The following is a 25,327-nucleotide window of genomic DNA, read 5'->3' as shown; positions in this document are numbered from 1 at the left end:
CCGGCTGCTGGCAAAAGGCTAAGCTACAGGCAATTCAGCGCGGGCCAGGCCCGCGCTTGTCATGATTTTCTCTGCCCGGATGTCTCATGCGCAGTCGCCTTTTCAATCTTTTATCTGCTTTTTTACTGTCTGCCGCTGCCGTCCAATCCGCTCAGGCGGTGGACCTGTCCACCCAACGCCAGTATTACGATGAAGCCAAGCGTGCCCTGGCCAAGGGCGATAGTGGCCCGTATTTCCGTTACAGCCAGGCCCTCGCCGATTATCCGCTGGAACCGTACCTGGCGTACGACGAGCTGACCGCGCGCCTGAAAACCGCGAGCAACGCCGAAATCGAGAAGTTCCTTGCCGAACACGGCGACCTGCCCCAGGCCAACTGGATGAAGCTGCGCTGGTTGCGCTGGCTGGCGGACCGTGGCGACTGGGCGACCTTCGTCAAGTACTACGACCCGAAAATGAACTTCACCGAACTGGACTGCCTGAATGCGCAGTACCAGATCAGCCACAACCTCAAGGCCGAAGGTTATGCCAACACCGAAAAGCTCTGGCTGACCGGTAAATCCCAGCCCGAAGCCTGCGATGCCCTGTTCGGCATGTGGGCCGCCGATGGCCAGTTGACCGAGCAAAAGCGTTGGGAACGCGCCAAACTCGCCGCCCAGGCGCGCAACTACCCACTGGCCAACAGCCTGGTCAACGGCATGTCCACCCTCGCCCCTCGCGGTCGCTTGCTGGTGGACGTGGCGCAGAAGCCGGAATTGCTCAACCAGCCGTCACGCTTCACCCCGGCCGATGAAGCCATGTCCGACGTGGTCAGCCTCGGCCTTCGCCGCCTGGCCCGCCAGGACCCGGACAAGGCCATGAACCTGCTCGACGGCTATGCCAGCAGCATGCATTTCTCCCGGGATGAAAAAGTGGCGATCGCACGGGAAATCGGGCTGACCCTCGCCAAACGTTTCGACGGTCGAGCCCTGGACGTCATGACCAAATACGACCCGGAGCTGCGCGACAACACGGTTTCGGAATGGCGCTTGCGCCTGCTCCTGCGCCTGGCGCGCTGGGACGATGCCTATCAGTTGACCCGTCGCCTGCCCCAGGACCTGGCCACCACCAACCGCTGGCGTTACTGGCAGGCCCGCACCCTGGAGCTGGCGCAACCGCAGAATCCGGAAGCCCAGACCCTTTATCGAAGCGTGGCTCGTGAGCGCGACTTCTATGGATTCCTTGCGGCGGATCGCTCGCAATCACCCTATTCGCTGAACAACAAGCCGCTGGTGATGAGCCAGGCGCTGATCAATAAAGTGCGCAACACCCCCGGCATACGTCGCGCCCTGGAGTTCCACGCTCGCGGGCAAATCGTCGACGGTCGCCGCGAGTGGTACCACGTCAGCCGCCACTTCAGCCGCGACGAGATGGTTGCCCAGGCCAAATTGGCGTACGACCTGAAATGGTACTTCCCGGCTATTCGCACCATCAGCCAGGCGCAGTATTGGGACGATCTGGATATCCGTTTCCCGATGGCCCACCGCAACACGCTGGTGCGTGAAGCGAAGAATCGCGGCCTGCATCCGAGCTGGGCGTTCGCCATCACTCGCCAGGAAAGCGCCTTCATGGAAGATGCCCGCTCCGGGGTCGGCGCCTCGGGCCTGATGCAACTGATGCCCGCCACCGCCAAGGAAACCGCACGCAAGTTCAGCATCCCCTACAGCTCGCCACAGCAACTGTTCGACCCGGACAAGAACATCCAGCTCGGTGCCGCTTACCTGAGCCAGGTACACAGCCAGTTCAACGGCAACCGCGTCCTCGCCTCCGCCGCCTACAACGCCGGCCCCGGCCGCGTGCGCCAATGGCTGCGCGGTGCCGACCACCTGAGTTTCGACGTGTGGGTAGAAAGCATTCCGTTCGACGAAACCCGCCAGTACGTGCAAAACGTGCTGTCGTATTCGGTGATCTACGGTGAGAAGCTCAACTTACCGCAGCCGATCGTGGACTGGCATGAGCGGTATTTTGATGATCAATGACCGGTAACGCCGGTGCTCTAAAAAATGCCCGCATCAAACGATGCGGGCATTTTTTTCAGGGGCTTTGAAGGCGCAAAGATCAAGAGATCGCAGCCTGCGGCAGCGCCTACAGTTCGGTGGCAACCTTGCCGTCACTGAACTGCAAAGCCGCCAGCCGCGCATACAACGCGTTGCTGGCAATCAGCTCCTGATGCGTGCCCACCGCTACCAGCTTCCCCTGATCCATCACTGCGATGCGATCGGCGTTTTTCACCGTGGCCAGGCGATGGGCGATCACCAGGGTGGTGCGGTTTTTCATCAGGCTCGGCAGCGCCTGCTGGATCAGGTGCTCGCTCTGGGCGTCGAGGGCGCTGGTGGCTTCGTCGAGGAGCAGGATCGGGGCGTCCACCAGCAGCGCGCGGGCAATGGCCAGGCGTTGACGCTGGCCGCCGGACAAGCCGAGACCGCCGTCACCCAGATGAGTCTGGTAACCATTGGGCATGGCTTCGATAAAGTCATGGGCGTAAGCGATTTTTGCCGCTTCCTGCACCTCGGCCAAGGTCGCCTGCGGATTGCCGTAGCGAATGTTTTCTTCAATGCTGCCGAAAAACAGCGCCGGGGTTTGCGACACCAGGGCGAAACAGCGGCGCAGGTCCAGCGGATCGAGTTGAGTCAACGGCACGCCATCGAGCAGGATGCGACCCTCGGCGGGGTCGTAAAAACGCAGCAGCAAGTCATACACCGTGGATTTTCCGGCCCCCGATGGCCCGACCAGCGCCAGCGTCTCACCGGCATTGACGGTCAGGCTCAACCCGTCGACGGCATAACTTTCCGGGCGCGACGGGTAGGAAAAACGCACATTGTGCAGTTGCAGTTGGCCATCGACCCGCTCCGGCAGTTTTACCGCGCCCGCCACCGGCGGCAGGATGATGTTTTCCGAACGCAGCAACTCGGCAATCCGCTCGGCGGCGCCGGCTGCCCGCTGCAACTCGCCAATCACCTCACTCAACGTGCCGAACGCGCTGCCGACGATCAGGCTGTAGAACACGAACGCCGCCAGTGCGCCGGCGGAAATTCGCCCGGCGATGACATCCATGCCTCCAACCCAGAGCATCACCCCGACCGCCCCCAGGACCAACACGATCACCAGGGTAATCAGCCAGGCCCGCTGGAAGATGCGCCTGCATGCGGTGTTGAACGCCTCTTCCACCGCCACGGCAAACCGGCGCTCGTCCTGGGACTGATGGTTGTAGGCCTGCACGGTCTTGATCTGCCCCAGGGTTTCCGACACATAGCTGCCGATGTCGGCAATCCGGTCCTGACTCAAGCGTGAGAGGTTACGCACCCGGCGACCGAAGATCAGGATCGGCGCGATCACCAGAGGCAAGGCAACCACCACGATGCTCGTGAGCTTGGGGTTGGTAATGAACAAAAGGACGATCCCGCCGACCACCATCAGCAGATTGCGCAGGAACAACGATAGCGAAGAGCCGATGACCGATTGCAGCAGCGTGGTGTCGGCGGTCAGGCGGGACTGGATTTCCGAGCTGCGATTGTCTTCGTAAAACCCCGGGTGCAGATAAATCAGATGATTGAACACGTTGCGGCGGATGTCGGCGACGCAGCGCTCGCCGATCCACGACACCAGGTAAAACCTCGCAAAGGTTCCGATGGCCAATCCCGCCACCAGTAACATGAACAGACCGATGGACTGGTTGAGCAGATGCGGTGACTGGGTCATGAACCCGTCGTCCACCAGCAGGCGGATACCCTGCCCCATGGACAAGGTAATACCGGCGGTGACGATCAACGCCAGCAAGGCGCCAAAGGCCTGCCAGCGATACGGCGCGATGAAGCGACTGGCCAGGCGAATGGCACGGCGGTGGCGGGCAGAGAGCATCGTAATCATCCTGGACAAGGCGGTCATTAGGGTCAGCCTATACCGCTCAATGGGGTGGCTCGCTGCAAATCACAATGAGTCGGGTTAATTATGTCCACCAACACTAGAGGCTAGACACTATTGGTCTAAAGTTCGGGTAGCCAGGCGAAGGCATTTCTGCTGGACTGGTTCTGTCCCCCCGGAAAGATCGCAGGGAGTTGTCATAGCCCGGTCACCTGGCGGTTCTACAGTAAGCTAACAACCTGATGAGGAGACAGGCCATGTCCTTGCAACACAGCAGCGATGACAAAATTCAAGTGATCCGCACGCAACCAGACCAGTCTCTGGGTTGCTCGATTATTGACGAGCAGGGTCGCGAAGTACCGATCACTGAAAAGATGATCCAGAAAGCTTGCAGCGAACTGGAAAAGCGATTGGTCAAACCTGCCGAACAAAGGTGATATAGCCACCGTCTTCTTGACCCGGCCCATTGTTGGCCGGGTTTTTTATGCCTGCTTATCCAATCCGGCTCCTGTGGGAGCGAGCCTGCTCGCGATAGGGCCGCCACGGTCTATCAGATTGCCGTCGCCCCCAGCGCCGCCACAATCCTCTGCAACTGCGGCGCATCCCCCTCGATCCGCACCTGCAATCCATCGATCTCGCGGCGCGACGGGTATTGCTTGCGCAGCACATCGAATGCCGCTCGCTGCTCGCTGACACTGCCGACAAGGCTGCGACGGAAATCGGCATCGTCACGTCGCGGGTCATACACGCCACGGCACAGCATCGCCAACGCCCAGGCCGGGTCGCTTTGTGCATTGAGGGTCACGTGCGACAGCCACGGTGCCGGCAGCAAATCGCCCAGGCTGACGCGGGCCGGTTGCCCGAGGAAATCGCAATACGCCTGATAAATCTGCGCGGTACCCCGCTGCTTGCCGTCGAGGCTGTAACCGGCAATGTGTGGCGTTGCCAGCACGCAGAGTTCGGCCAGCGCCACGTCGACTTCAGGCTCGCCTTCCCAGACATCGAGCACCGCTTGCAGGTCTTCGCGCTCCAGCAGCACGTCGCGCAGGGCCGCGTTGTTGACCACCGGCCCGCGACTGGCATTGATCAGCCAGGTGCCGGACCTGAGCTGGTTCAGACGTTTTTCATCGAACAAGTGCCAGGTCGATTGCTGACCCTGTTTCGTCAATGGCGTGTGCAGGCTGATGACATCGCATTCATCGATGATCTGCTCGAGGCTGACGTAATCCCCCCCTTCCGCAGCTTGCCGAGGCGGATCGCACACCAGCACCTTCCAGCCCAGGCCTTGCAGGACCTTGACCAGCCGTCCGCCCACTTCGCCGGCACCGATCACACCGTAGGTGCGCCGGGTCAGGTCGACACCCTCGATTTCGGCCAGGGTCAGCAGGCTGCCGAGCACATAGTCGACCACGCCTCGGGCATTGCAGCCCGGGGCGCTGGACCAGGTGATACCGGCCTGCTGAAAATAATTCAGGTCCAGATGATCGGTGCCGATGGTACACGTACCGACAAAGCGCACCTTGCTGCCCTCAAGCAGTGCGCGATTGACATTGGTCACCGAACGCACCAACAGCACATCGGCCTGCTCGACCGTGGCACGGTCGATGGCGCGACCCGGCACCCGGCGGATTTCACCGAAACCTCCGAAGAAGGCATCGAGCAGGGGGATATTTTCGTCGGCAACAATCAGCATGGCAGGCTCCTTTGGCGGATCGGCAGTTTAGGCGTAGATGGCCGTTGTGAGCCAGCAAGCATTGCGCGTCCTTTGTGGCGAGGGGGCTTGTCGGTTCGGCGCTCCGACAGGCCCCCTCGCCACAAGGAATCGTTTCGCACTCAAACTTTGATTACAAATCCACAACACGGGTCTTTTCCTGACTGGCGCGTCAACGCGTAGAATGCGCGCCTGTGCTTCGCAAATTTTTGGACGTTTCGCCCTTGAACTCCGTAACCGACCACCCTACTGCCCTCCCCCTTTCCCGCCCGGCCCGGATTCGCCTGGAGCTCAAGACGCTGCTTGGCCTGGCGCTACCGATCATGATCGCGCAGCTCGCTACTACGGCGATGGGTTTCGTCGATGCGGTGATGGCAGGCCGATTCAGTCCTCGCGACCTCGCGGCGGTTGCCTTGGGCAACTCGATCTGGGTGCCGGTCTTTCTGCTGATGACCGGCACCCTGCTGGCCACTACCCCCAAAGTCGCCCAGCGTTTCGGGGCCGGCACTCACAGTGAAATCGGTCCACTGGTTCGACAGGCGTTGTGGCTGGCATTGCTGGTCGGGCTCTTGGCAACGACTGCATTGTTGAACGCCGAACCCATTCTGCACATCATGAAGGTTGACCCGCAGCTGATCGGCCCGTGCATGCAATACCTGAACGGTATTGCCAGCGGCCTTCCCGCCACAGCTTTTTATTGCGTATTGCGCTGTTTCAGTGACGGTCTGGGCCGCACCCGCCCGGCCATGGTGCTTGGCCTGTGCGGCCTGGCCCTGAACATTCCACTGAACTACATCTTCATCTATGGCCACTTTGGCGTCCCGGCCATGGGTGGCGTCGGCTGCGGCTGGGCCACTGCCATCGTGATGTGGGTGATGACCTTGGGCATCGCCGGATGGGAACGCTGGGCACCGGCTTATAAATCGAGCCAATTGTTCAGCCGTTTCGACTGGCCGCAGTGGTCGGTGATCAAACGCCTGCTGGGCATCGGCCTGCCCATCGGCATCGCGGTATTCGCCGAATCGAGCATCTTCGCCGTGATCGCCCTGCTGATCGGCAGCCTCGGCGCCACTGTCGTGGCCGGACACCAGATCGCACTGAACTTCAGCTCACTGGTGTTCATGATCCCCTACTCCCTCGGCATGGCCGTGACGGTTCGGGTCGGCCAGGCCCTCGGACGCCAGGAACCGCGCGAGGCACGCTTCGCGGCCGGGGTTGGCATGGGCACCGCACTGGCCTACGCGTGTCTTTCGGCGAGCATGATGCTGTTGATGCGCGAACACATCGCCGCGATCTACACCGCCGACCCGACCGTGATCCGAGTGGCGGCGATGCTGATTGTGTATTCGGCGCTGTTCCAGTTTTCCGACGCGATCCAGGTGACCGCCGCCGGTGCATTGCGCGGTTATCAGGACACCCGGGTGACGATGTTCCTGACATTGTTCGCGTACTGGGGTATCGGTTTGCCGGTGGGTTACGCCCTCGGCCTGACCGACTGGTTCGGTACACCGAGTGGCCCGAGCGGGCTGTGGCAGGGCTTGATCGTGGGCTTGAGCTGCGCGGCACTGATGCTGTCGTTTCGCCTGACGCGCAGTGCGCGCAAACGGATTCGTATCAGCCGCTCGGCGGGTTGACTTGCGAAAATTGTAGGAGCGAGCTTGCTCGCGAAGGTCGTGAACGGTAACGCGTAAAACCAGATGCCCAACGGCGCTTTCGTTTTTTTCGCGAGCAAGCTCGCTCCTACAGTTGCGTCATGATGCGAACTTAAACGGACTTCTTGCGAATCCAGTAGAGGTAGGTGCCTTCCTCTTCGTGCTGCGCCACCAGTTCATGGTCGAGAAACACGCAAAACTTGGGAATGTCGCGACGGGTCGACGGATCGGTGGCGATCACCTTGAGCAGGCCGCCGGGCACCAGGTCACGGATGTGCTGGTGCAGCATCATCACCGGCTCGGGGCAGTTGAGGCCGGTGGCATCGAGGGTGCCGTCTACCGGCGTATCAAGCATTTCACTCATGATTCACTCCTGAAACTGGCCGGCATTGTCGCGCATTGCCGGGTGTAACGTCATCTGTGGCACCTGTGGGAGCGAGCCTGCTCGCGATGGCGGTGGGTCAATCAACAAAGATGTTGAATGTAATGGCCTCATCGCGAGCAGGCTCGCTCCTACAGGGGGTTGCGGTGTTTCAGCGGGATTTCGGCTTCTTCACATCAATCCGACGTAAATGGCAGGTCACTTCCTCACGGTCGTGGTACAGCTGCTTGCAGCCGATCTCGACCTTGATGCCCCGGGCCTTGAAGCCATCGGCAATGCGCTCGAGCAAGCGCTTCACTTCGGCGTAGCGCTGTTTCATCGGCAACTTGAGGTTGACCACCGCCTCGCGGCAATGGCCGTCGCCGATCCACTCCTCCAGCATCGCGGCGTTGCGTGCCGGCTTCTCGACGATGTCGCAGACCATCCAGTCCACCGGTTGCTTGGGCTTGAAGGTGAAACCGTCAGCCATCAAATGCTGCACAAGACCGGTATCCATCAGGCTTTCGGCCATCGGGCCGTTGTCGATGGCGGTCACCAGCATGCCGCGGTTGACCAGTTGCCAGGTCCAGCCACCGGGGGCGGCCCCGAGGTCGACGCCGGTCATGTCACCATGCAGCCGCTCGTCCCACTGGTCGCGCGGGATGAAGTGGTGCCAGGCCTCTTCCAGCTTGAGGGTCGAACGGCTCGGCGCCTCGCGGGGGAACTTCAAACGGGGAATGCCCATCGGCCACATCGCCGAGTTGTTCGACTCCGCCAGCCCCATGAACACTTCGCGGCCGCTCTTGAAGGTCAGCAACAGACGCGGCTTGTGGGCATCTTCCACCAGCTTGCCGGCCGCCATCAGCGCCTTGCGCAGGTGCACTTCGAATTTCTTGCAGAAGTTCGACAGTTCCTTGCCGTCATTGGTGTCGACCATTTCCAGCCACAGGCTGCCGCACAGCGGAAAGTCCGCCATATGCGCCAGGATCACGCTGATGCGGTCGGTTTCCGGCAGATCGATGAAGATTCCCCGGGCCCACTGGCGCGGGAAGATCAGCTCGGCGAAACGCTGCCCGCGCATCAGGCGCTCGGCGCCGTCTTCTTCGGTGCAGACGAATTCGGCGCAAGCCGTGGCGGCCTTGGCCTTGGCATAACCGGCTACGTTCAAGCGCGCGGCGAGGTCGGAAATCTCGGAACAGACTTCGCCTTCGAAGCCCGGCCGGCAATGCATGAATAGGGTGTTCATTCTTACTCCTAGACCCTGTAGGAGCGAGCTTGCTCGCGATGGACTCAAGGGCGGCGCGTTTACTCAGGAAACACGCGTTATCGTTAACGTCCATCGCGAGCAGGCTCGCTCCCACAAAGAGAGACCGCTTGCGTTGAAGCAAAGCCTGTCACGAAAACCGGCGCATGATAGCCGAGATCGGAACCTGGAGCTTGTCCATAGAGTCCAGTTATTAGCCAGCTACTGAAAACAGGGCTAGGTTTAATGTTCTGCCCGTCCCCTCAGTCCGTAGCCGTGCGGACTCAAAGGAGTGATCGCAATGCCGTCCCTCGATAGCCTGAAAACGCTCAAGACCTTGCAAGTCGGCAACAAGACCTACCACTACTTCAGCCTGCCCGACGCCGCCAAAAGCCTGGGCGATCTGGACAGGTTGCCGATGTCGTTGAAAGTCCTGCTGGAAAACCTGCTGCGCTGGGAGGACGAAAAAACCGTCACCGGCACCGACCTCAAGGCGCTCGCCGCGTGGCTCAAGGAGCGTCGCTCCGACCGCGAAATCCAGTACCGCCCGGCGCGGGTGCTGATGCAGGATTTCACCGGCGTACCGGCGGTGGTCGACCTGGCCGCCATGCGCGCGGCGATGGCCAAGGCCGGCGGCAATCCGCAACGGATCAATCCGCTGTCACCGGTGGACCTGGTAATCGACCACTCGGTGATGGTCGACAAGTTCGCCAGTAGCAGCGCCTTCGAGCAGAACGTCGACATTGAAATGCAGCGCAATGGCGAGCGCTATGCGTTCCTGCGCTGGGGCCAGAGTGCCTTCGATAATTTCAGCGTGGTGCCGCCGGGCACCGGGATCTGCCACCAGGTCAATCTTGAATACCTCGGCCGAACGGTCTGGACCAAGGACGAGGACGGCCGCACCTACGCCTTCCCCGACACCCTCGTGGGCACCGATTCCCACACCACCATGATCAACGGCCTCGGTGTGCTCGGCTGGGGCGTCGGCGGTATCGAGGCGGAAGCGGCGATGCTCGGGCAACCGGTGTCGATGCTGATTCCGGAAGTCATCGGCTTCAAACTCACCGGCAAGCTCAAGGAAGGCATCACCGCCACCGACCTGGTGCTGACCGTGACCCAGATGCTGCGCAAGAAAGGCGTGGTGGGCAAATTCGTCGAGTTCTATGGCGATGGCCTCGCCGACCTGCCCCTGGCCGACCGCGCGACCATCGCCAACATGGCCCCGGAATACGGCGCCACCTGCGGTTTCTTCCCGGTGGACGACATCACACTGGAGTACCTGCGCCTGTCCGGCCGCCCCCTGGAAACGGTGCAACTGGTGGAGGCGTACAGCAAGGCCCAGGGCCTGTGGCGCCTGCCCGGCCAGGAACCGCTGTTCACCGACAGCCTGGCGCTGGACATGGGCAGCGTCGAAGCCAGCCTCGCCGGACCAAAACGCCCACAGGACCGGGTGTCGCTGCCGAATGTTGCGCAAGCGTTCAGCGACTTCACCGACCTGCAATTCAAGCCCACCAGCAAGGAAGAAGGCCGCCTGGAAAGCGAAGGCGGTGGTGGTGTTGCCGTCGGCAATGCCGATATGGCCGGTGAAGCGGATTACGATTACGAAGGCCAGACCTATCGCCTGAAAAACGGCGCCGTGGTCATCGCCGCGATCACCTCCTGCACCAACACCTCCAACCCCAGCGTGATGATGGCCGCCGGGCTGGTGGCGAAGAAGGCTGTGGAAAAAGGCTTGAAACGCAAACCCTGGGTGAAGAGCTCGCTGGCCCCCGGCTCGAAAGTGGTCACCGACTACTACAAGGCGGCCGGCCTGACCCATTACCTCGATGAACTGGGGTTTGCCCTGGTCGGCTATGGCTGCACCACTTGCATCGGCAACTCGGGACCACTGTCGGAACCCATCGAGAAAGCCATCCAGCAAGCGGACCTCACCGTGGCCTCCGTGCTCTCGGGTAATCGCAACTTCGAAGGCCGGGTGCATCCGCTGGTGAAAACCAACTGGCTGGCCTCCCCGCCACTGGTGGTCGCCTACGCGCTGGCCGGCACCGTGCGCACCGACATCAGCCGCGAGCCGTTGGGCGAGGACAAGGATGGCAACCCGGTTTACCTGCGGGACATCTGGCCCAGCAGCAAGGAAATTGCCGACGCCGTGAATCAGGTCAACACCGCCATGTTCCACAAGGAATACGCCGAAGTGTTTGCCGGTGACGCGCAATGGCAGGCGATCAAGGTCCCGCAGGCGGCGACCTATGTCTGGCAGGACGACTCGACCTACATCCAGCATCCGCCGTTCTTCGACGACATCGGTGGCCCACCGCCCGTGGTCAAGGATGTCAACGGCGCCAGAATCCTCGCACTGCTCGGCGACTCGGTGACCACCGACCACATCTCCCCGGCCGGCAACATCAAGGTCGACAGCCCGGCAGGGCAATACCTGCGCGACAAAGGCGTGGAACCGCGAGACTTCAACTCCTATGGCTCGCGGCGTGGCAACCATGAAGTGATGATGCGCGGCACCTTCGCCAACATCCGCATACGCAACGAAATGCTCGGCGGCGAAGAAGGCGGCAACACTCGCTACATTCCCACCGGCGAGAAAATGTCGATCTACGATGCCGCCATGCGCTATCAGGCTTCAGGCACGCCGCTGGTGGTGATCGCCGGCCAGGAATACGGCACCGGCTCGAGTCGCGACTGGGCCGCCAAGGGCACCAACCTGCTGGGGGTGAAAGCGGTCGTCGCCGAAAGCTTCGAACGGATTCACCGCTCCAACCTTGTGGGCATGGGCGTGCTGCCGTTGCAGTTCAAGCTGGATCAGAACCGCAAGACCCTGAACCTCAATGGCAGTGAAAACCTGGACATCCTCGGCTTGACCGGCGTCGAGCTGACGCCACGGATGAACCTGACGCTGGTCATCACTCGCGAAAACGGTAGCAGCGAGAAGATCGAGGTGTTGTGCCGCATCGATACGCTCAATGAGGTGGAGTACTTCAAGTCCGGAGGGATTTTGCATTACGTGTTGCGGCAGTTGATTGCCTCCTAGGCATGCGCTGATACAAACGCCGCCTTCGGGCGGTGTTTTTGTTTGTGACCACCCCCCTATAATCTCGCTCTGCTTGATGTTGGCCCGACACTCGCTACCACTGGGGGCTGGGGGAATCCACAGAATTTCGACACAAGGACTTTCAATGTTTGCTCTGCCAAGGACTTTTCTGGCCCTCCTCTCCATCGGCTACTACTTGGCACTGGACTTCAGCAGTATGAGTTGGCCGGCGGCGATTCCTATTGTTTTGCTGTTGGTTTCCGGTTTTGCCGCTAGCCAGCAAACGCTTCAGCTCGGTCGATACGTAGGCCATGGCCTATTCATCATTCTAGCTCTGACCCTGGCGACGCATTGGTGGCCCGATTTCTACAACGGCCCAATCATCGCCACGCAGCGTTTCACCGACGACGCAGTGCCATTTACCATGTACGCAAACCTTGACAAACCCCTGATCGGATTTTGGCTGTTACTGGTCTGCCCATGGCTTGTCGGTCGGCGCTCGTTTCGATCGATCCTGTTTGCCACCGCACTGGCGCTACCCCTGAGTGCAGTGCTGGCCTTGGGTGGTGCGCTGTTGCTGGGTGTCGTCGCTTGGGCACCGAAATGGCCGGATGCCGCCTGGTTTTGGCTGCTCAACAATCTGCTGCTGGTGACACTGGTCGAGGAGGCGCTGTTTCGCGGCTACATCCAGAGCGGCCTGAGTCGCTGGCTGAAAAATCTGCGTCATGGTGAAAACTTTGCGCTGCTCCTGGCTTCGCTGATCTTTGGCCTGGCGCATGCCGGTGCTGGCTGGCAATGGGTCCTGCTGGCCAGCCTGGCCGGGATCGGCTATGGCCTGGCCTACCGTTTTGGAGGACTGACAGCAGCCATCGCTACTCATTTTGGCCTGAACCTGCTGCACTTCGGTCTGTTCACCTATCCGATGCTCGCCAGCTGACGCAAGGGTCATTTTGCAACGCATTGCCGATTATCGAAAAATAATCTCAACAATCCGTCGACCTTGCCGATACAGCACTTGAAAGCCTTGCGGATTAAAAAAGCCATGCGTAACAACCAGCCTATTACACAACGCGAGCGGACCTTCCCGGCTCAGCAACGGTTGATATCCACCACCGATGCCAAGGGCATGATCACCTACTGTAACGACGCTTTCGTCGAGATCAGCGGGTTTTCCCGAGAGGAACTGATCCGTGCTCCGCACAACCTGGTCCGTCACCCCGACGTCCCGGCCGCGGTGTTCGCACACATGTGGGAAACGCTGAAACAAGGCTTGCCATGGATGGGCATTGTCAAGAATCGCTGCAAGACCGGTGATCATTACTGGGTGAACGCCTATGTGACACCGGTCTTCGAAGGCAAACAGGTGATCGGTTACGAGTCTGTGCGGGTCAAGCCCACCGCCGAACAGATCCGCCGTGCCGAAGCGCTCTACCAACGCATCAACCAAGGCAAGTCGGCCATTCCCTCCTCGGATAAATGGGTGCCGATCCTGCAGGACTGGCTGCCGTTCATTCTGGTCAGCCAATTGAGCTTCATGATCGGTGCATCGCTGAACTCCCACTGGGGGTTTGCCCTGGCTGCCGGTCTTTCGGTGCCGCTGGGCCTGATGGGCCTCCAGTGGCAACAGCGTGGCCTCAAGCGTTTGCTGCGCCTGGCCGAGCAGACCACCTCCGATCCGTTGATCGCACAGATGTACACCGACAGTCGCGGCGCCCAGGCGCGCCTGGAAATGTCCATCCTCAGTCAGGAGGCACGCCTGAAAACCTGCCTGACGCGTCTGCAGGACACGGCCGAACACCTGACCGATCAGGCCAGGCAATCCGATGCCCTGGCGCACAACAGCTCCAGCGGCCTGGAACGTCAACGGGTCGAGACCGAACAGGTGGCCACCGCGGTCAACCAGATGGCCGCGACCACCCAGGAAGTCGCCAGCCACGTGCAACGCACCGCCGATGCCACCCAGGAAGCCAATCGCCTGACCGGTCGTGGTCGTGACATCGCCGGGGAAACCCGCGAAGCCATCCAGCGCCTGTCGGTGGTAGTCGGTGAGACCGGCGTGACGGTGACCCAACTGGCCAAGGACAGCAACGAAATCGGTGGTGTGGTCGACGTGATCAAAGGCATCGCCGACCAGACCAACCTGCTGGCGCTGAACGCCGCCATCGAAGCAGCCCGCGCCGGTGAGATGGGGCGTGGATTTGCGGTGGTGGCCGACGAAGTCCGTCAACTGGCGCAACGCACCAGCGAGTCCACCGGGCAGATTCATGCGCTGATCGCCAAGCTCCAGCAAACCGCCAGCACCGCCGTGCAAACCATGGAAGCCGGGCATCGTCAGGCCGAAGAAGGCGTGGCGCGGGTGCTGGAAGCGGACCAGGCACTGGTGGGGATCAGCGAAGCGGTGGCCAACATCACCGACATGACCACCCAGATCGCCGCTGCGACCGAAGAGCAAAGCGCCGTGGCCGAAGAGATCAGCCGCAACATCAGCAACATTTCGCAACTGGCGGACCAGACCTCGGAACAGGCGCAGAACTCGGCGTTGCTGAGTGAAGAGCTGACCAAGACTGCCAATACACAGTATTCATTGGTGGAGCGGTTTAACCGCTGATTGAGCCAGTGAAAGTGATGTTGTCTGGTAGTCCCTCATCGCGAGCAGGCTCGCTCCTACAGTTGATCCAATGTAGGAGCGAGCCTGCTCGCGATGGGGCCATCACAGCCTGCACAAAACCTCACTGAAGAAATGAGGCTACCTTCTGCGCCGCAGCCGCCAAATGCTGCTCATGGCTAAACCCCGAAGCCTTCAACGGCTTCAAGTCATGATCCCCCGCCACCAGCCAAAACACCTCGATACCCGGCGATAGCGCATACCCCTCGACCGCCTCCCGGTTGCCCAACGCATCGCGTTCACCTTGCACGATCAAGGTCCGAGTCTTCAGCCCCGCCAGATGCTCAACCCGCGGCTTCTGCGGTTTACCCACCGCATAGAACGGATAACCCAGGCACACCAGGGCATCCGCGCCCAACTCATCGGCCAGCAAACTGGCCATGCGACCGCCCATGGACTTGCCGCCGATGGCCAGTGGCCCAGTGACATGGCGTCGCACCTGGGCATACACCTCGCGCCAGCACTCCAGCAGTTTCGGCGCCGGATTTGGCGGGCGTTTGCCGCCATCGAGGCGCCGCTGCGCCATGTAGGGAAACTCGAAGCGCAACACGTTGACGCCTTGCGCGGCGAGGCGTGCAGCCATGTCGCTCATCCAGTCGCTGTCCATCGGTGCGCCGGCGCCATGGGCAAGAATCAGCGTCGCCGCAGTCTTGCCAGCGGCGGCATTCCACAACCATCCATGATCCCGCACGCACTGCGCCCATTGATCCCCGTCAATACCGGCCTTGTGCCCTTTGTCCATGCTTGCCTCGCTTTTAGTCTGCCTATAACTCCGGCCGAAGGGTGCACTGCCTTGCGCTGCGCGCTCACTTCCGCTGAACCGTGGATGGGGAACCATGAACACTTCTATCAGTACCGCCTACAACTACAAGGTGGTCCGCCAATTTGCCATTATGACGGTGGTGTGGGGCATCGTCGGCATGGGGCTCGGGGTTTTTCTCGCTGCCCAGTTGGTCTGGCCCGAACTCAACTTCAATTTGCCGTGGACCAGCTTCGGCCGTTTGCGCCCGCTGCACACCAACGCGGTGATCTTCGCCTTCGGTGGCTGCGCGCTGTTCGCCAGTTCCTTCTATTCGGTGCAACGCACCTGCCAGACCCAATTGTTTGCGCCCAAGATCGCCGCGTTCTGCTTCTGGGGCTGGCAGCTTGTGATCCTTCTGGCGGCCATCAGCCTGCCGCTGGGCTACACCAGCTCCAAGGAATACGCCGAGCTGGAATGGCCGATCGACCTCCTGATCACCATCGTCTGGGTCGCCTACGCCATCGTGTTCTTCGGCACGATCATGCAGCGCAAGACCAAACACATTTATGTCGGTAACTGGTTCTTCGGTGCGTTCATCGTCACCGTGGCGATCCTGCACATCGTCAACAACATGGAATTGCCGGTCAGCTTCACCAAGTCCTACTCGCTGTACTCCGGCGCCACCGACGCGATGGTGCAATGGTGGTACGGGCACAACGCCGTAGGCTTTTTCCTCACCGCCGGCTTCCTCGGGATGATGTACTACTTCGTGCCGAAACAGGCCGAGCGCCCGGTTTACTCCTATCGCCTGTCGATCGTGCACTTCTGGGCGCTGATCACCCTGTACATCTGGGCAGGCCCCCACCACTTGCACTACACCGCGCTGCCGGACTGGGCGCAATCGCTGGGCATGGTGATGTCGCTGGTCCTGCTGGCACCAAGCTGGGGCGGCATGATCAACGGCATGATGACCCTGTCGGGCGCCTGGCATAAGTTGCGCAGCGACCCGATCCTGCGTTTCCTCGTGGTGTCGCTGGCGTTCTACGGCATGTCGACCTTCGAAGGGCCGATGATGGCGATCAAGACGGTCAACGCCCTCTCCCACTACACCGACTGGACCATCGGCCACGTACACGCAGGCGCCTTGGGTTGGGTGGCGATGATTTCCATCGGCGCGCTGTACCACATGATCCCGAAAGTCTTCGGCCGCGAGCAGATGCACAGCATCGGCCTGATCAACGCGCACTTCTGGCTCGCCACCATCGGCACCGTTCTGTACATCGCCTCGATGTGGGTCAACGGCATCGCCCAGGGCCTGATGTGGCGTGCGGTGAACGAGGACGGCACGCTGACCTACTCCTTCGTCGAAACCCTGGTGGCCAGCCACCCTGGCTTCGTCGTGCGGCTGGTGGGTGGCGCGATCTTCCTCAGCGGCATGTTCCTGATGGCCTACAACACCTGGCGCACCGTGCGGGCCTCGCAGCCTGCCGAAGTCGCCGCTGCCGCGCAGATGGCCTGAGGAGTCCGCCATGAAACACGAAACTATCGAGAAAAACGTCGGCCTGTTGCTGCTGCTGATGATCCTGGCCGTGAGCATCGGTGGCCTGACCCAGATCGTCCCGTTGTTCTTCCAGGACGTGACCAACAAGCCGGTGGAAGGCATGAAGCCCTACACCGCGCTGCAACTGGAAGGTCGAGACATCTACATCCGCGAAGGCTGCGTCGGCTGCCACTCGCAGATGATCCGTCCGTTCCGCGCCGAGACCGAACGTTACGGGCACTACTCGGTGGCAGGCGAAAGCGTGTGGGATCACCCGTTCCTGTGGGGTTCCAAACGCACCGGACCAGACCTGGCGCGAGTTGGGGCGCGCTACTCCGATGACTGGCACCGCGCGCACTTGTACAACCCGCGCAACGTCGTGCCGGAGTCGAAGATGCCGGCCTACCCGTGGCTGGTGGCCAACCCGGTCGACAGCAGTCATACCGAGACCAAGATCAAGGCCATGCGCACCCTGGGCGTGCCGTACACCGACGAGGACATCACCGGTGCCGTCGCTTCGCTCAAGGGCAAGAGCGAAATGGATGCATTGGTCGCCTACCTGCAAGTGCTCGGCACTGCCATCAAGAGCAAGAGGTGAGCAATGTTTGAATTGAGCACTGGAATGATCCGCGGCCTGGGCACCGTCGTGGTGTTCGTGGCCTTCGTCGGCCTGACCCTGTGGGTATTCAACGGCAAGCGTGGCCCGGAATTCGCCGAAGCGCGCCTGCTGCCGTTCGCCGACGAGCCACAACCCGACATCACTGAAGAATCAGCAACAAGGAGTACCCGGCCATGACCACCTTCTGGAGTACGTGGATCTGCGTGCTGACCATCGGCAGCCTGGTCGGCCTGACCTGGCTGCTGCTCAGCACCCGCAAGGGCGAAACCAAGGGCAGCGTCGACCAGACCATGGGCCACAGCTTCGACGGCATCGAGGAGTACGACAACCCGCTGCCGCAATGGTGGTTCATGCTGTTCGTTGGCACCCTGGTATTCGCCGTCGGTTATCTGATCCTCTATCCGGGCCTGGGCAATTGGAAAGGCATCCTCCCCGGCTACGAAAACGGCTGGACCGGGGTGCACGAATGGGAAAAGGAAATGGCCAGGGCTGACACGAAGTTTGGGCCGATCTTCGCCAAATTCGCGGCGATGCCCGTGGAGGAAGTGGCCAAGGACCCGCAAGCACTGAAAATGGGCGGCCGCCTGTTTGCCTCCAACTGCTCGGTGTGCCACGGCTCGGACGCCAAGGGCGCCTACGGCTTCCCCAACCTGGCCGACAGCGACTGGCGCTGGGGCGGCAATGCAGAAACCATCAAGACAACCATCATGGGTGGCCGGATGGCGATGATGCCGGCCTGGGGTGAAGTCCTGGGGGAGGAAGGTGTGAAAAACGTCGCCGCCTATGTGCGCCATGATCTGGCCGGCCTGTCGTTGCCCGCCGACAACAAAGCCGACCTGCAAGCCGGACAGCAAGCCTTCAGCACCACCTGCGTCGCCTGCCATGGGGCAAACGGTCAGGGCACGGAAGCCATGGGCGCGCCGAACCTGACACACCCTGCCGGCTTCATTTACGGGACAAGCCTGACGCAGCTTGAACAGACGATTCGGCATGGTCGCCAAGGCCATATGCCGGCGCAGAACGAACTGCTGGGCAATGACAAGGTGCAATTGCTGGCCGCGTATGTGTACAGCCTGTCCCACGGTTTGAATACCGAGCGCCTGCAGGCTGAAGACAACCGCAAATAAATCCCGACCGCTCTGCTGCCGCATTCTCCCGGATGCGGCAGTTCCCTGCCCCTTTGCGACGCATTGTCGCACCCTCTGTGACTCTTTCTTTCGGATCCCGGGATTCGGGTCTAAGCTTCCCCCGATGCGGACTGGCCGGTGCCGGTTCCAGGTCGACCCTGAACGATGTGTTCGACGAATCTGCCCGATGACAGGCCGCAAAGGCTGGTAGATACCGGCTGTCGCACCAATTGCCTTCGGTCAGCCAAACGTTGCGTTTGAACACACCCCGTTACATCCGACCTGACCCCCTCGCCTGATCAGTCCGCCGGGATGTTTTGCCCGCGGGCAATTTTGTCCTTACGCGGCGCATGGAAAGGCCGCAGAATCAGCTTTTGAAAGCATTGACCCAGGTCATGGCGCGTTGCAATGACCCCTTGCTTTCTCCATACTTGCGGCCGATTTTTAATCCTAATAAAACACCCAAACCGTGGAACCTTAGAATGAGCACAGCAATCAGTCCGACTGCTTATAACTATAAGGTAGTCCGCCAGTTCGCCATCATGACGGTGGTCTGGGGGATCCTTGGCATGGGGCTCGGTGTCTTCATTGCCTCGCAACTGGTCTGGCCGGAGTTGAACTTCGGTCTGGCATGGACGAGCTTTGGACGCCTGCGCCCGCTGCACACCAACCTGGTGATTTTCGCCTTCGGTGGATGTGCACTGTTTGCCACTTCTTATTACGTCGTGCAGCGAACCTGCCAAACGCGACTGATTTCCGACAGCCTCGCTGCCTTCACCTTCTGGGGATGGCAAGCGGTGATCGTCGGCGCGATCATTACCTTGCCGATGGGTTTCACCACCACCAAGGAATACGCGGAACTGGAATGGCCCCTGGCTATTCTGCTGGCCATTGTCTGGGTCACCTACGGTCTGGTGTTCTTCGGCACCATCGTCAAGCGCAAGACCAAGCATATCTATGTGGGTAACTGGTTCTACGGCGCATTCATCGTCGTGACCGCGATGCTGCACATCGTCAACCACATGTCGCTGCCGGTCAGCCTGTTCAAGTCCTACTCGGCCTACTCGGGCGCGACGGACGCGATGATCCAGTGGTGGTACGGCCACAACGCCGTGGGCTTCTTCCTGACTACCGGCTTCCTGGGCATGATGTACTACTTCGTGCCGAAACAGGCCGAACGCCCGATCTACTCCTATCGCCTGTCGATCGTGCACTTCTGGGCGCTGATCACCCTGTACATCTGGGCGGGTCCACACCACCTGCACTACACCGCCTTGCCGGACTGGGCTCAGTCGCTGGGCATGGCGATGTCGATCATCCTGCTGGCGCCAAGCTGGGGCGGCATGATCAACGGCATGATGACCCTGTCGGGCGCCTGGCATAAGCTGCGCACCGACCCGATCCTGCGCTTCCTGGTGGTCTCCCTGGCGTTCTACGGCATGTCGACCTTCGAAGGTCCGATGATGGCCATCAAGACCGTCAACTCCCTGTCGCACTACACCGACTGGACCATCGGCCACGTACATGCCGGCGCTCTGGGCTGGGTTGCAATGATCTCGATCGGCGCCATCTACCACATGATCCCGAAACTGTTCGGTCGTGCGCAGATGCACAGCACCAGCCTGATCAACACCCACTTCTGGCTCGCGACCATCGGTACCGTGCTCTACATCGCTTCGATGTGGGTCAACGGCATCACCCAGGGTTTGATGTGGCGTGCAATCAACGATGACGGCACCCTCACCTACTCGTTCGTCGAAGCGCTGCAAGCCAGCCACCCGGGCTTCATCGTCCGCGCCCTGGGCGGTGCGTTCTTCGCCACCGGCATGCTGTTCATGGCCTACAACGTATTCCGTACCGTACGCGCCTCGAACCCGGCTGAAGCCAAAGCCGCCGAACAGATTGCCGTAGTTGGAGCTCACTGATGAAGCATGAAGCAGTCGAGAAGAATATTGGCCTGCTGGCCTTCTTCATGGTCATCGCCGTCAGCATCGGCGGCCTGACCCAGATCGTTCCGCTGTTTTTCCAGGATGTCACCAACAAGCCGGTCGAGGGCATGAAGCCCCGCACCGCCCTTGAACTGGAAGGCCGGGACGTTTATATCGCCAACGGTTGTGTCGGCTGCCACTCGCAGATGATCCGCCCGTTCCGTGCTGAAACCGAACGCTACGGCCACTACTCGGTCGCCGGTGAAAGCGTCTGGGACCACCCGTTCCTGTGGGGTTCCAAGCGTACCGGTCCGGACCTGGCCCGCGTCGGCGGCCGTTACTCCGATGACTGGCAGCGTGCGCACCTGTACAACCCGCGCAACGTAGTGCCCGAGTCGAAAATGCCGGCCTACCCGTTCCTCGTGGAAAACAAGCTCGACGGCAAAGACACCGCCAAGAAAATGGAAGTCTTGCGCACGCTCGGCGTCCCTTACACCGACGAAGACATCGCCGGCGCCAGGGATGCTGTGAAGGGCAAAACCGAAATGGACGCGCTGGTGGCCTATCTGCAAGGCCTGGGCACCATCATCAAAAGCAAACGGTGAATTGGATGGATATCGGGATGATTCGTGGCCTGGGCACCGTTGTCGTGATGGTGGCCTTCATCGGACTGGCACTGTGGGTGTTCAGTCCCAAGCGCAAGTCGGAGTTTGAAGACGCGACCTTGCTGCCTTTCGCGGATGATCCCGAAGCCATCAAGCACGTCGAGCAAGCTTCTAGGAGTAACAAAGAATGACTACATTCTGGAGTCTGTACGTCACAGTCCTCAGTCTCGGCACCATCTTCGCCCTGACCTGGCTGCTGCTGTCCACCCGCAAGGGCCAGCGCGCCGAGCAAACCGACGAGACGGTTGGTCACTCCTTCGACGGGATCGAGGAGTACGACAACCCGCTGCCGAAATGGTGGTTCATGCTGTTCGTGGGCACCATCATCTTCGCCCTCGGCTACCTGGTACTGTACCCGGGCCTGGGCAACTGGAAAGGCCTGCTGCCGGGTTACAACTACCTCGATAACGAGAAGCAGACCGCGTTCGCCAACGGTCAGACCGGCTGGACCGGCGTTCACGAGTGGGAAAAGGAAATGGCCAGGTCGGACGCCAAGTTCGGTCCGATCTTCGCCAAGTTCGCGGCCATGCCAATCGAAGAAGTGGCCAAGGACCCGCAAGCCCTGAAGATGGGTGGCCGCCTGTTCGCCTCCAACTGCTCGGTTTGCCACGGTTCCGACGCCAAAGGCGCCTATGGCTTCCCGAACCTGACCGACGCCGACTGGCGCTGGGGCGGCGAGCCGCAAACCATCAAGACCACCATCATGGGCGGCCGTCATGCGGTAATGCCTGCGTGGGCTGAAGTGATCGGCGAGCAAGGCGTGGCCGACGTGGCCGCGTTTGTCCTGACCAACCTTGATGGCCGCAAGCTGCCGGAAGGCACCAAGGCCGACCCGGTTGCCGGACAGAAACTGTTCGCTACCAACTGCGTGGCGTGCCACGGCCCGGAAGGCAAAGGCACCCCAGCGATGGGCGCACCTGACCTGACTCACCCGGCAGCGTTCATCTACGGTTCGAGCTTCGCTCAGTTGCAGCAGACCATCCGTTACGGCCGTCAGGGCCAGATGCCTGCGCAAGAGGCAATGCAGGGTAACGACAAGGTTCACCTGCTGGCCGCTTATGTCTACAGCCTGTCTCACGGTGAGAAGGCAGCGGACGCCGAGTAAGGCAAACGCTTGAAGCAACAAAAAACGGCCCCGCCAATGTGAATTGGCGGGGCCGTTTTGTTTGTTCGGCAGTGTTGGTTTCGACCGACGGTAATGCCCGGCACCTACTTCGAGGTTGTCGATCGCCACGCATAGTAGTAACGTTTCTACAAAGCTGCTTCAGGAGGGCCAACCGTGATGGCCATCACCACAATATCCAGCCGCGAATTCAACCAGGACACAAGTGGTGCCAAAAAAGCCACTCGTCAGGGGCCCGTTTTCATCACTGATCGAGGCAAACCGGCCCATGTACTGCTAAGCATTGAGGACTACCAAAAACTGACTGGCACCAACGCTGATATCGTTGAATTGCTGGTGATGCCGGACGCGGCAGACATTGAATTCGAAACCGAGCGCGCTGTGATCAACCATCGCCCTGTGGATCTGACCTGATGTATCTACTCGACACCAACGTGATTTCTGAACTGCGCAAACCGCATGCCGACGCGAACGTCGTTGCATGGGCCAAAAGTGTGATCGCGCCACGCCTGTTCATTTCGGCTATCACCTTGAAGGAGCTGGAGACTGGCGTCCTGAGAATAGAGCGCCGGGATGCCACCCAAGGGAAGGTACTGCGCACTTGGTTGAAGCATCATGTTATGCCGGCATTCGATTCCCGCATCCTGCCGGTCGATACGGCCGTAGCTATACGCTGTGCAGGGCTGCATGTCCCAGACCGCGCCAATGAAAGTGACGCGTTGATTGCAGCTACGGCGCTGGTTCATGGATTGACCGTCGTAACACGCAATGTCGCAGACTTTCAGTCCAGCGGCGTACAACTGATTAACCCATGGGTCGAATGACCGGCGACATGCGCAAAACCGTCCATAATTCCCAAGTCAATTGATTCAAGTCATTACACTATCAAATGATTTTGCCAAACGTGACCAAAGGTCGCACCCGCTGGCTAGAGCGACAGGCGTATCATTGCGCCACTGCAACACCCCTTTTTGACCGCGGTTGGCACGTACTGACCGAGGCATTTTTCCACTGCCGTGGGATGCAATGATGAGCAACCAGATTCCGGTACACGACGTCACTCCACCCACCAGGAACGCGAACAACAGCGTCGACCTCTACGCCGCCAGGGAAAAAATCTACACCCGCGCCTTCACCGGCCTGTTTCGCAACCTGCGGATGACCGGCGGAGCCCTGTTGTTCCTGCTGTATTTCGGCACGGTGTGGCTGAACTGGGGCGGTCATCAGGCTGTGTGGTGGAACCTGCCGGAGCGCAAGTTCTTCATTTTCGGCGCCACCTTCTGGCCCCAGGACTTCATTCTGCTGTCCGGCATGTTGATCATCGCCGCGTTCGGCCTGTTCTTCATCACCGTGTACGCCGGACGGGTCTGGTGCGGCTATACCTGCCCGCAAAGCGTCTGGACCTGGATCTTCATGTGGTGCGAAAAAGTCACCGAAGGTGACCGCAACCAACGCATCAAGCTCGACAAAGCGCCAATGAGCGCCAACAAGTTCGTGCGCAAACTCAGCAAGCACACCCTGTGGCTGTTGATCGGTTTCGTCACCGGCATGACCTTCGTCGGCTACTTCTCGCCGATCCGCGAACTGATGTTCGACTTCTTCACCGGCCAGGCGGATGGCTGGTCGTACTTCTGGGTCGGTTTCTTCACCCTCGCCACTTACGGCAACGCCGGCTGGTTGCGCGAACAGGTGTGCATCTACATGTGCCCGTACGCACGCTTCCAGAGCGTGATGTTCGACAAGGACACCCTGATCGTTTCCTACGACCCACGCCGTGGCGAAGGCCGTGGCCCGCGCAAGAAAGGCATCGACTACAAGGCCCAGGGCCTGGGTGACTGCATCGACTGCACCATGTGCGTCCAGGTCTGCCCGACCGGTATCGACATCCGCGACGGCCTGCAAATCGAGTGCATCGGTTGCGCCGCGTGCATCGATGCCTGCGACGCCATCATGGACAAAATGGAATACCCGCGCGGACTGATCAGCTACACCACCGAGCACAACCTGTCCGGGCAGAAAACCCATAAACTGCGTCCGCGCCTGATTGGCTATGCCATTGTGCTGCTGGCAATGATCAGCCTGCTGGTGACGGCATTCTTCATGCGTGCGCTGGTGGGCTTCGATGTCAGCAAGGACCGCGTGCTGTACCGCGAGAACGCCGAAGGCCGAATCGAAAACGTCTACAGCCTGAAAATCATGAACAAGGACCAGCGCGACCATACCTACCTGCTCGACGCCTCCGGCCTGCCGGATCTCAAATTGCAGGGTCGACGCGAGATCAAGGTCGCGGCCGGCGACATCGTCAGCCAGCCTGTCGAGCTGTCCGTCGCACCGGAAAAACTGCCGTCGAGCACCAACGAGGTGAAATTCATCCTCAAGGACGCCGATGACGACAGCGTCCACATTGAAGCCAAGAGCCGGTTCATCGGCCCACAGAATCGTTGAGAGAACTGAACATGCCCGCAGCAACTGCCGCAAGTCCCTGGTACAAGCACCTCTGGCCGTGGATCATCATCGGGATCCTGGCCTGCTCGGTGGCCTTGACCTTGTCCATGGTGACCATCGCGGTGAACAACCCGGACAACCTGGTCAACGACAACTACTACGAGGCCGGCAAAGGCATCAACCGCTCCCTTGACCGTGAGCTTCTGGCCCAGACCCTGAAAATGCGTGCCAGTGTTCATCTCGACGGCATGACCGGCGAGGTTGACCTGCGCCTGAGCGGCGACAGCCAGCCCGGGACCCTGGAGCTGAACCTGATCTCGCCGACCCAGCCGGAAAAGGATCGCAAGATCACCCTGACCCGCAGCGAAACCGAACAGGGCCGCTACATCGGCCAGTTGAGCGACAAGATCGAAGGCCGGCGTTTTGTCGAATTGCTTGGCACTCAGGACGAGCACATCTGGCGCATGTTCGAAGAGGAAATGGTCAGCCATGACAAGGACCTGCTGCTGGGCGACGAGCCGCTGCAAGGTGCCGAAGATCTGAAGAAATAAAGCCGCGCTTCGCAC

General features: G+C 60.6%; 23 protein-coding genes. 18 read left to right on the top strand and 5 right to left on the bottom strand.

The features are described 5' to 3' along the window. The first annotated feature begins 86 nt into the window (after positions 1-86). Entirely contained in the window at positions 87-2,015 is a 1,929-nt protein-coding gene (locus ACM6J5_RS05170) for a transglycosylase SLT domain-containing protein (protein WP_150671814.1), read from the top strand. Between the two features lie 106 nt (positions 2,016-2,121). On the opposite strand, the gene ACM6J5_RS05165 is transcribed toward ACM6J5_RS05170, so the two are convergent. After that, positions 2,122-3,903, bottom strand: coding sequence for an ABC transporter transmembrane domain-containing protein (locus tag ACM6J5_RS05165; RefSeq protein ID WP_172435329.1), 1,782 nt, complete (start codon positions 3,901-3,903; stop codon positions 2,122-2,124). A 251-nt stretch (positions 3,904-4,154) separates the two neighbouring features. Here ACM6J5_RS05165 and ACM6J5_RS05160 point away from each other — a divergent pair, with 251 nt between their 5' ends. Next, entirely contained in the window at positions 4,155-4,334 is a 180-nt protein-coding gene (locus tag ACM6J5_RS05160; protein WP_095943300.1) for a PA1571 family protein, read from the top strand. A 113-nt stretch (positions 4,335-4,447) separates the two neighbouring features. Here the strand turns inward: ACM6J5_RS05160 and pdxB are convergent, their stop codons facing one another. Continuing rightward, the gene (gene pdxB / locus ACM6J5_RS05155; protein WP_150671815.1) at positions 4,448-5,590 is read right to left on the bottom strand and encodes a 4-phosphoerythronate dehydrogenase PdxB; all 1,143 of its coding nucleotides are present in this window, start codon (positions 5,588-5,590) and stop codon (positions 4,448-4,450) included. Between the two features lie 242 nt (positions 5,591-5,832). Between pdxB and ACM6J5_RS05150 the strand changes: the two genes are divergently transcribed. Further along, entirely contained in the window at positions 5,833-7,242 is a 1,410-nt protein-coding gene (locus ACM6J5_RS05150; RefSeq protein ID WP_414927949.1) for an MATE family efflux transporter, read from the top strand. A gap of 130 nt (positions 7,243-7,372) precedes the next feature. Here ACM6J5_RS05150 and tusA read toward each other — a convergent pair whose 3' ends face one another. Beyond that, on the bottom strand, positions 7,373-7,624 hold the full coding sequence (gene tusA / locus ACM6J5_RS05145) for a sulfurtransferase TusA (protein ID WP_015095965.1): 252 nt from the start codon (positions 7,622-7,624) through the stop codon (positions 7,373-7,375). A 169-nt stretch (positions 7,625-7,793) separates the two neighbouring features. Then, a complete protein-coding gene (gene rlmM / locus ACM6J5_RS05140; protein ID WP_095943297.1) occupies positions 7,794-8,867 on the bottom strand; it encodes a 23S rRNA (cytidine(2498)-2'-O)-methyltransferase RlmM in 1,074 nt (357 codons plus the stop codon). 298 nt (positions 8,868-9,165) lie between these two features. Here rlmM and acnA point away from each other — a divergent pair, with 298 nt between their 5' ends. The 3 genes from acnA (at position 9,166) to ACM6J5_RS05125 (ending at position 14,515) form a co-directional block, all read left to right on the top strand. Continuing rightward, a complete protein-coding gene (gene acnA, locus ACM6J5_RS05135) occupies positions 9,166-11,907 on the top strand; it encodes an aconitate hydratase AcnA (RefSeq protein WP_095943296.1) in 2,742 nt (913 codons plus the stop codon). A 145-nt stretch (positions 11,908-12,052) separates the two neighbouring features. Further along, positions 12,053-12,844, top strand: coding sequence for a lysostaphin resistance A-like protein (locus tag ACM6J5_RS05130; RefSeq protein ID WP_414927948.1), 792 nt, complete (start codon positions 12,053-12,055; stop codon positions 12,842-12,844). Between the two features lie 105 nt (positions 12,845-12,949). Continuing rightward, positions 12,950-14,515, top strand: a complete 1,566-nt coding sequence (locus ACM6J5_RS05125) for a methyl-accepting chemotaxis protein (protein ID WP_414927947.1) — start codon at positions 12,950-12,952, stop codon at positions 14,513-14,515. A 121-nt stretch (positions 14,516-14,636) separates the two neighbouring features. Here ACM6J5_RS05125 and ACM6J5_RS05120 read toward each other — a convergent pair whose 3' ends face one another. Then, positions 14,637-15,314: an alpha/beta fold hydrolase gene (locus ACM6J5_RS05120; protein ID WP_414927946.1), complete on the bottom strand. Its 678-nt coding sequence runs from the start codon at positions 15,312-15,314 to the stop codon at positions 14,637-14,639. A gap of 94 nt (positions 15,315-15,408) precedes the next feature. Here ACM6J5_RS05120 and ccoN (ACM6J5_RS05115) point away from each other — a divergent pair, with 94 nt between their 5' ends. From ccoN (ACM6J5_RS05115) to ACM6J5_RS05060, 12 genes are all read left to right on the top strand, one after another. After that, a complete protein-coding gene (gene ccoN, locus ACM6J5_RS05115) occupies positions 15,409-16,833 on the top strand; it encodes a cytochrome-c oxidase, cbb3-type subunit I (RefSeq protein WP_095943292.1) in 1,425 nt (474 codons plus the stop codon). Between the two features lie 10 nt (positions 16,834-16,843). After that, complete coding sequence (ccoO, locus tag ACM6J5_RS05110; protein ID WP_057715669.1) at positions 16,844-17,452, top strand: cytochrome-c oxidase, cbb3-type subunit II; 609 nt, start codon at positions 16,844-16,846, stop codon at positions 17,450-17,452. Positions 17,453-17,455: 3 nt separating this feature from the next. Further along, positions 17,456-17,650, top strand: coding sequence for a cbb3-type cytochrome oxidase subunit 3 (locus ACM6J5_RS05105; RefSeq protein WP_150671820.1), 195 nt, complete (start codon positions 17,456-17,458; stop codon positions 17,648-17,650). Further along, positions 17,647-18,600 carry a cytochrome-c oxidase, cbb3-type subunit III gene (gene ccoP, locus ACM6J5_RS05100; protein ID WP_414927945.1) on the top strand — a complete coding sequence of 318 codons (954 nt, stop codon included), beginning with the start codon at positions 17,647-17,649 and terminating at the stop codon, positions 18,598-18,600. Before ACM6J5_RS05105 ends, ccoP (ACM6J5_RS05100) begins: the two co-directional genes overlap by 4 nt. 482 nt (positions 18,601-19,082) lie before the next feature. Continuing rightward, positions 19,083-20,525, top strand: coding sequence for a cytochrome-c oxidase, cbb3-type subunit I (ccoN, locus tag ACM6J5_RS05095; protein ID WP_414927944.1), 1,443 nt, complete (start codon positions 19,083-19,085; stop codon positions 20,523-20,525). Next, positions 20,525-21,133: a cytochrome-c oxidase, cbb3-type subunit II gene (gene ccoO / locus ACM6J5_RS05090; RefSeq protein ID WP_095943289.1), complete on the top strand. Its 609-nt coding sequence runs from the start codon at positions 20,525-20,527 to the stop codon at positions 21,131-21,133. Before ccoN (ACM6J5_RS05095) ends, ccoO (ACM6J5_RS05090) begins: the two co-directional genes overlap by 1 nt. Before the next feature lie 5 nt (positions 21,134-21,138). Further along, positions 21,139-21,324 (top strand): CcoQ/FixQ family Cbb3-type cytochrome c oxidase assembly chaperone, encoded by a 186-nt coding sequence (locus ACM6J5_RS05085; RefSeq protein ID WP_003175465.1) that lies wholly within the window; start codon positions 21,139-21,141, stop codon positions 21,322-21,324. Continuing rightward, positions 21,321-22,298, top strand: a complete 978-nt coding sequence (gene ccoP, locus ACM6J5_RS05080) for a cytochrome-c oxidase, cbb3-type subunit III (RefSeq protein WP_095943288.1) — start codon at positions 21,321-21,323, stop codon at positions 22,296-22,298. Before ACM6J5_RS05085 ends, ccoP (ACM6J5_RS05080) begins: the two co-directional genes overlap by 4 nt. A gap of 177 nt (positions 22,299-22,475) precedes the next feature. Next, positions 22,476-22,730 (top strand): type II toxin-antitoxin system Phd/YefM family antitoxin, encoded by a 255-nt coding sequence (locus ACM6J5_RS05075; protein WP_095943287.1) that lies wholly within the window; start codon positions 22,476-22,478, stop codon positions 22,728-22,730. Beyond that, entirely contained in the window at positions 22,730-23,140 is a 411-nt protein-coding gene (locus ACM6J5_RS05070; RefSeq protein ID WP_095943286.1) for a type II toxin-antitoxin system VapC family toxin, read from the top strand. Before ACM6J5_RS05075 ends, ACM6J5_RS05070 begins: the two co-directional genes overlap by 1 nt. Before the next feature lie 205 nt (positions 23,141-23,345). Next, positions 23,346-24,761: a cytochrome c oxidase accessory protein CcoG gene (gene ccoG, locus ACM6J5_RS05065; protein ID WP_414927943.1), complete on the top strand. Its 1,416-nt coding sequence runs from the start codon at positions 23,346-23,348 to the stop codon at positions 24,759-24,761. Positions 24,762-24,772: 11 nt separating this feature from the next. Continuing rightward, positions 24,773-25,312 (top strand): FixH family protein, encoded by a 540-nt coding sequence (locus ACM6J5_RS05060; RefSeq protein WP_095943284.1) that lies wholly within the window; start codon positions 24,773-24,775, stop codon positions 25,310-25,312. The last annotated feature ends 15 nt before the right edge of the window (positions 25,313-25,327 follow it).

Origin of the sequence: Pseudomonas sp. IT-P74, assembly GCF_949768175.1 — a bacterium.
GTDB lineage: Bacteria > Pseudomonadota > Gammaproteobacteria > Pseudomonadales > Pseudomonadaceae > Aquipseudomonas.
Note: the sequence above shows the minus strand (reverse complement) of the source record. Positions and strands in the feature narration are given on the sequence as shown.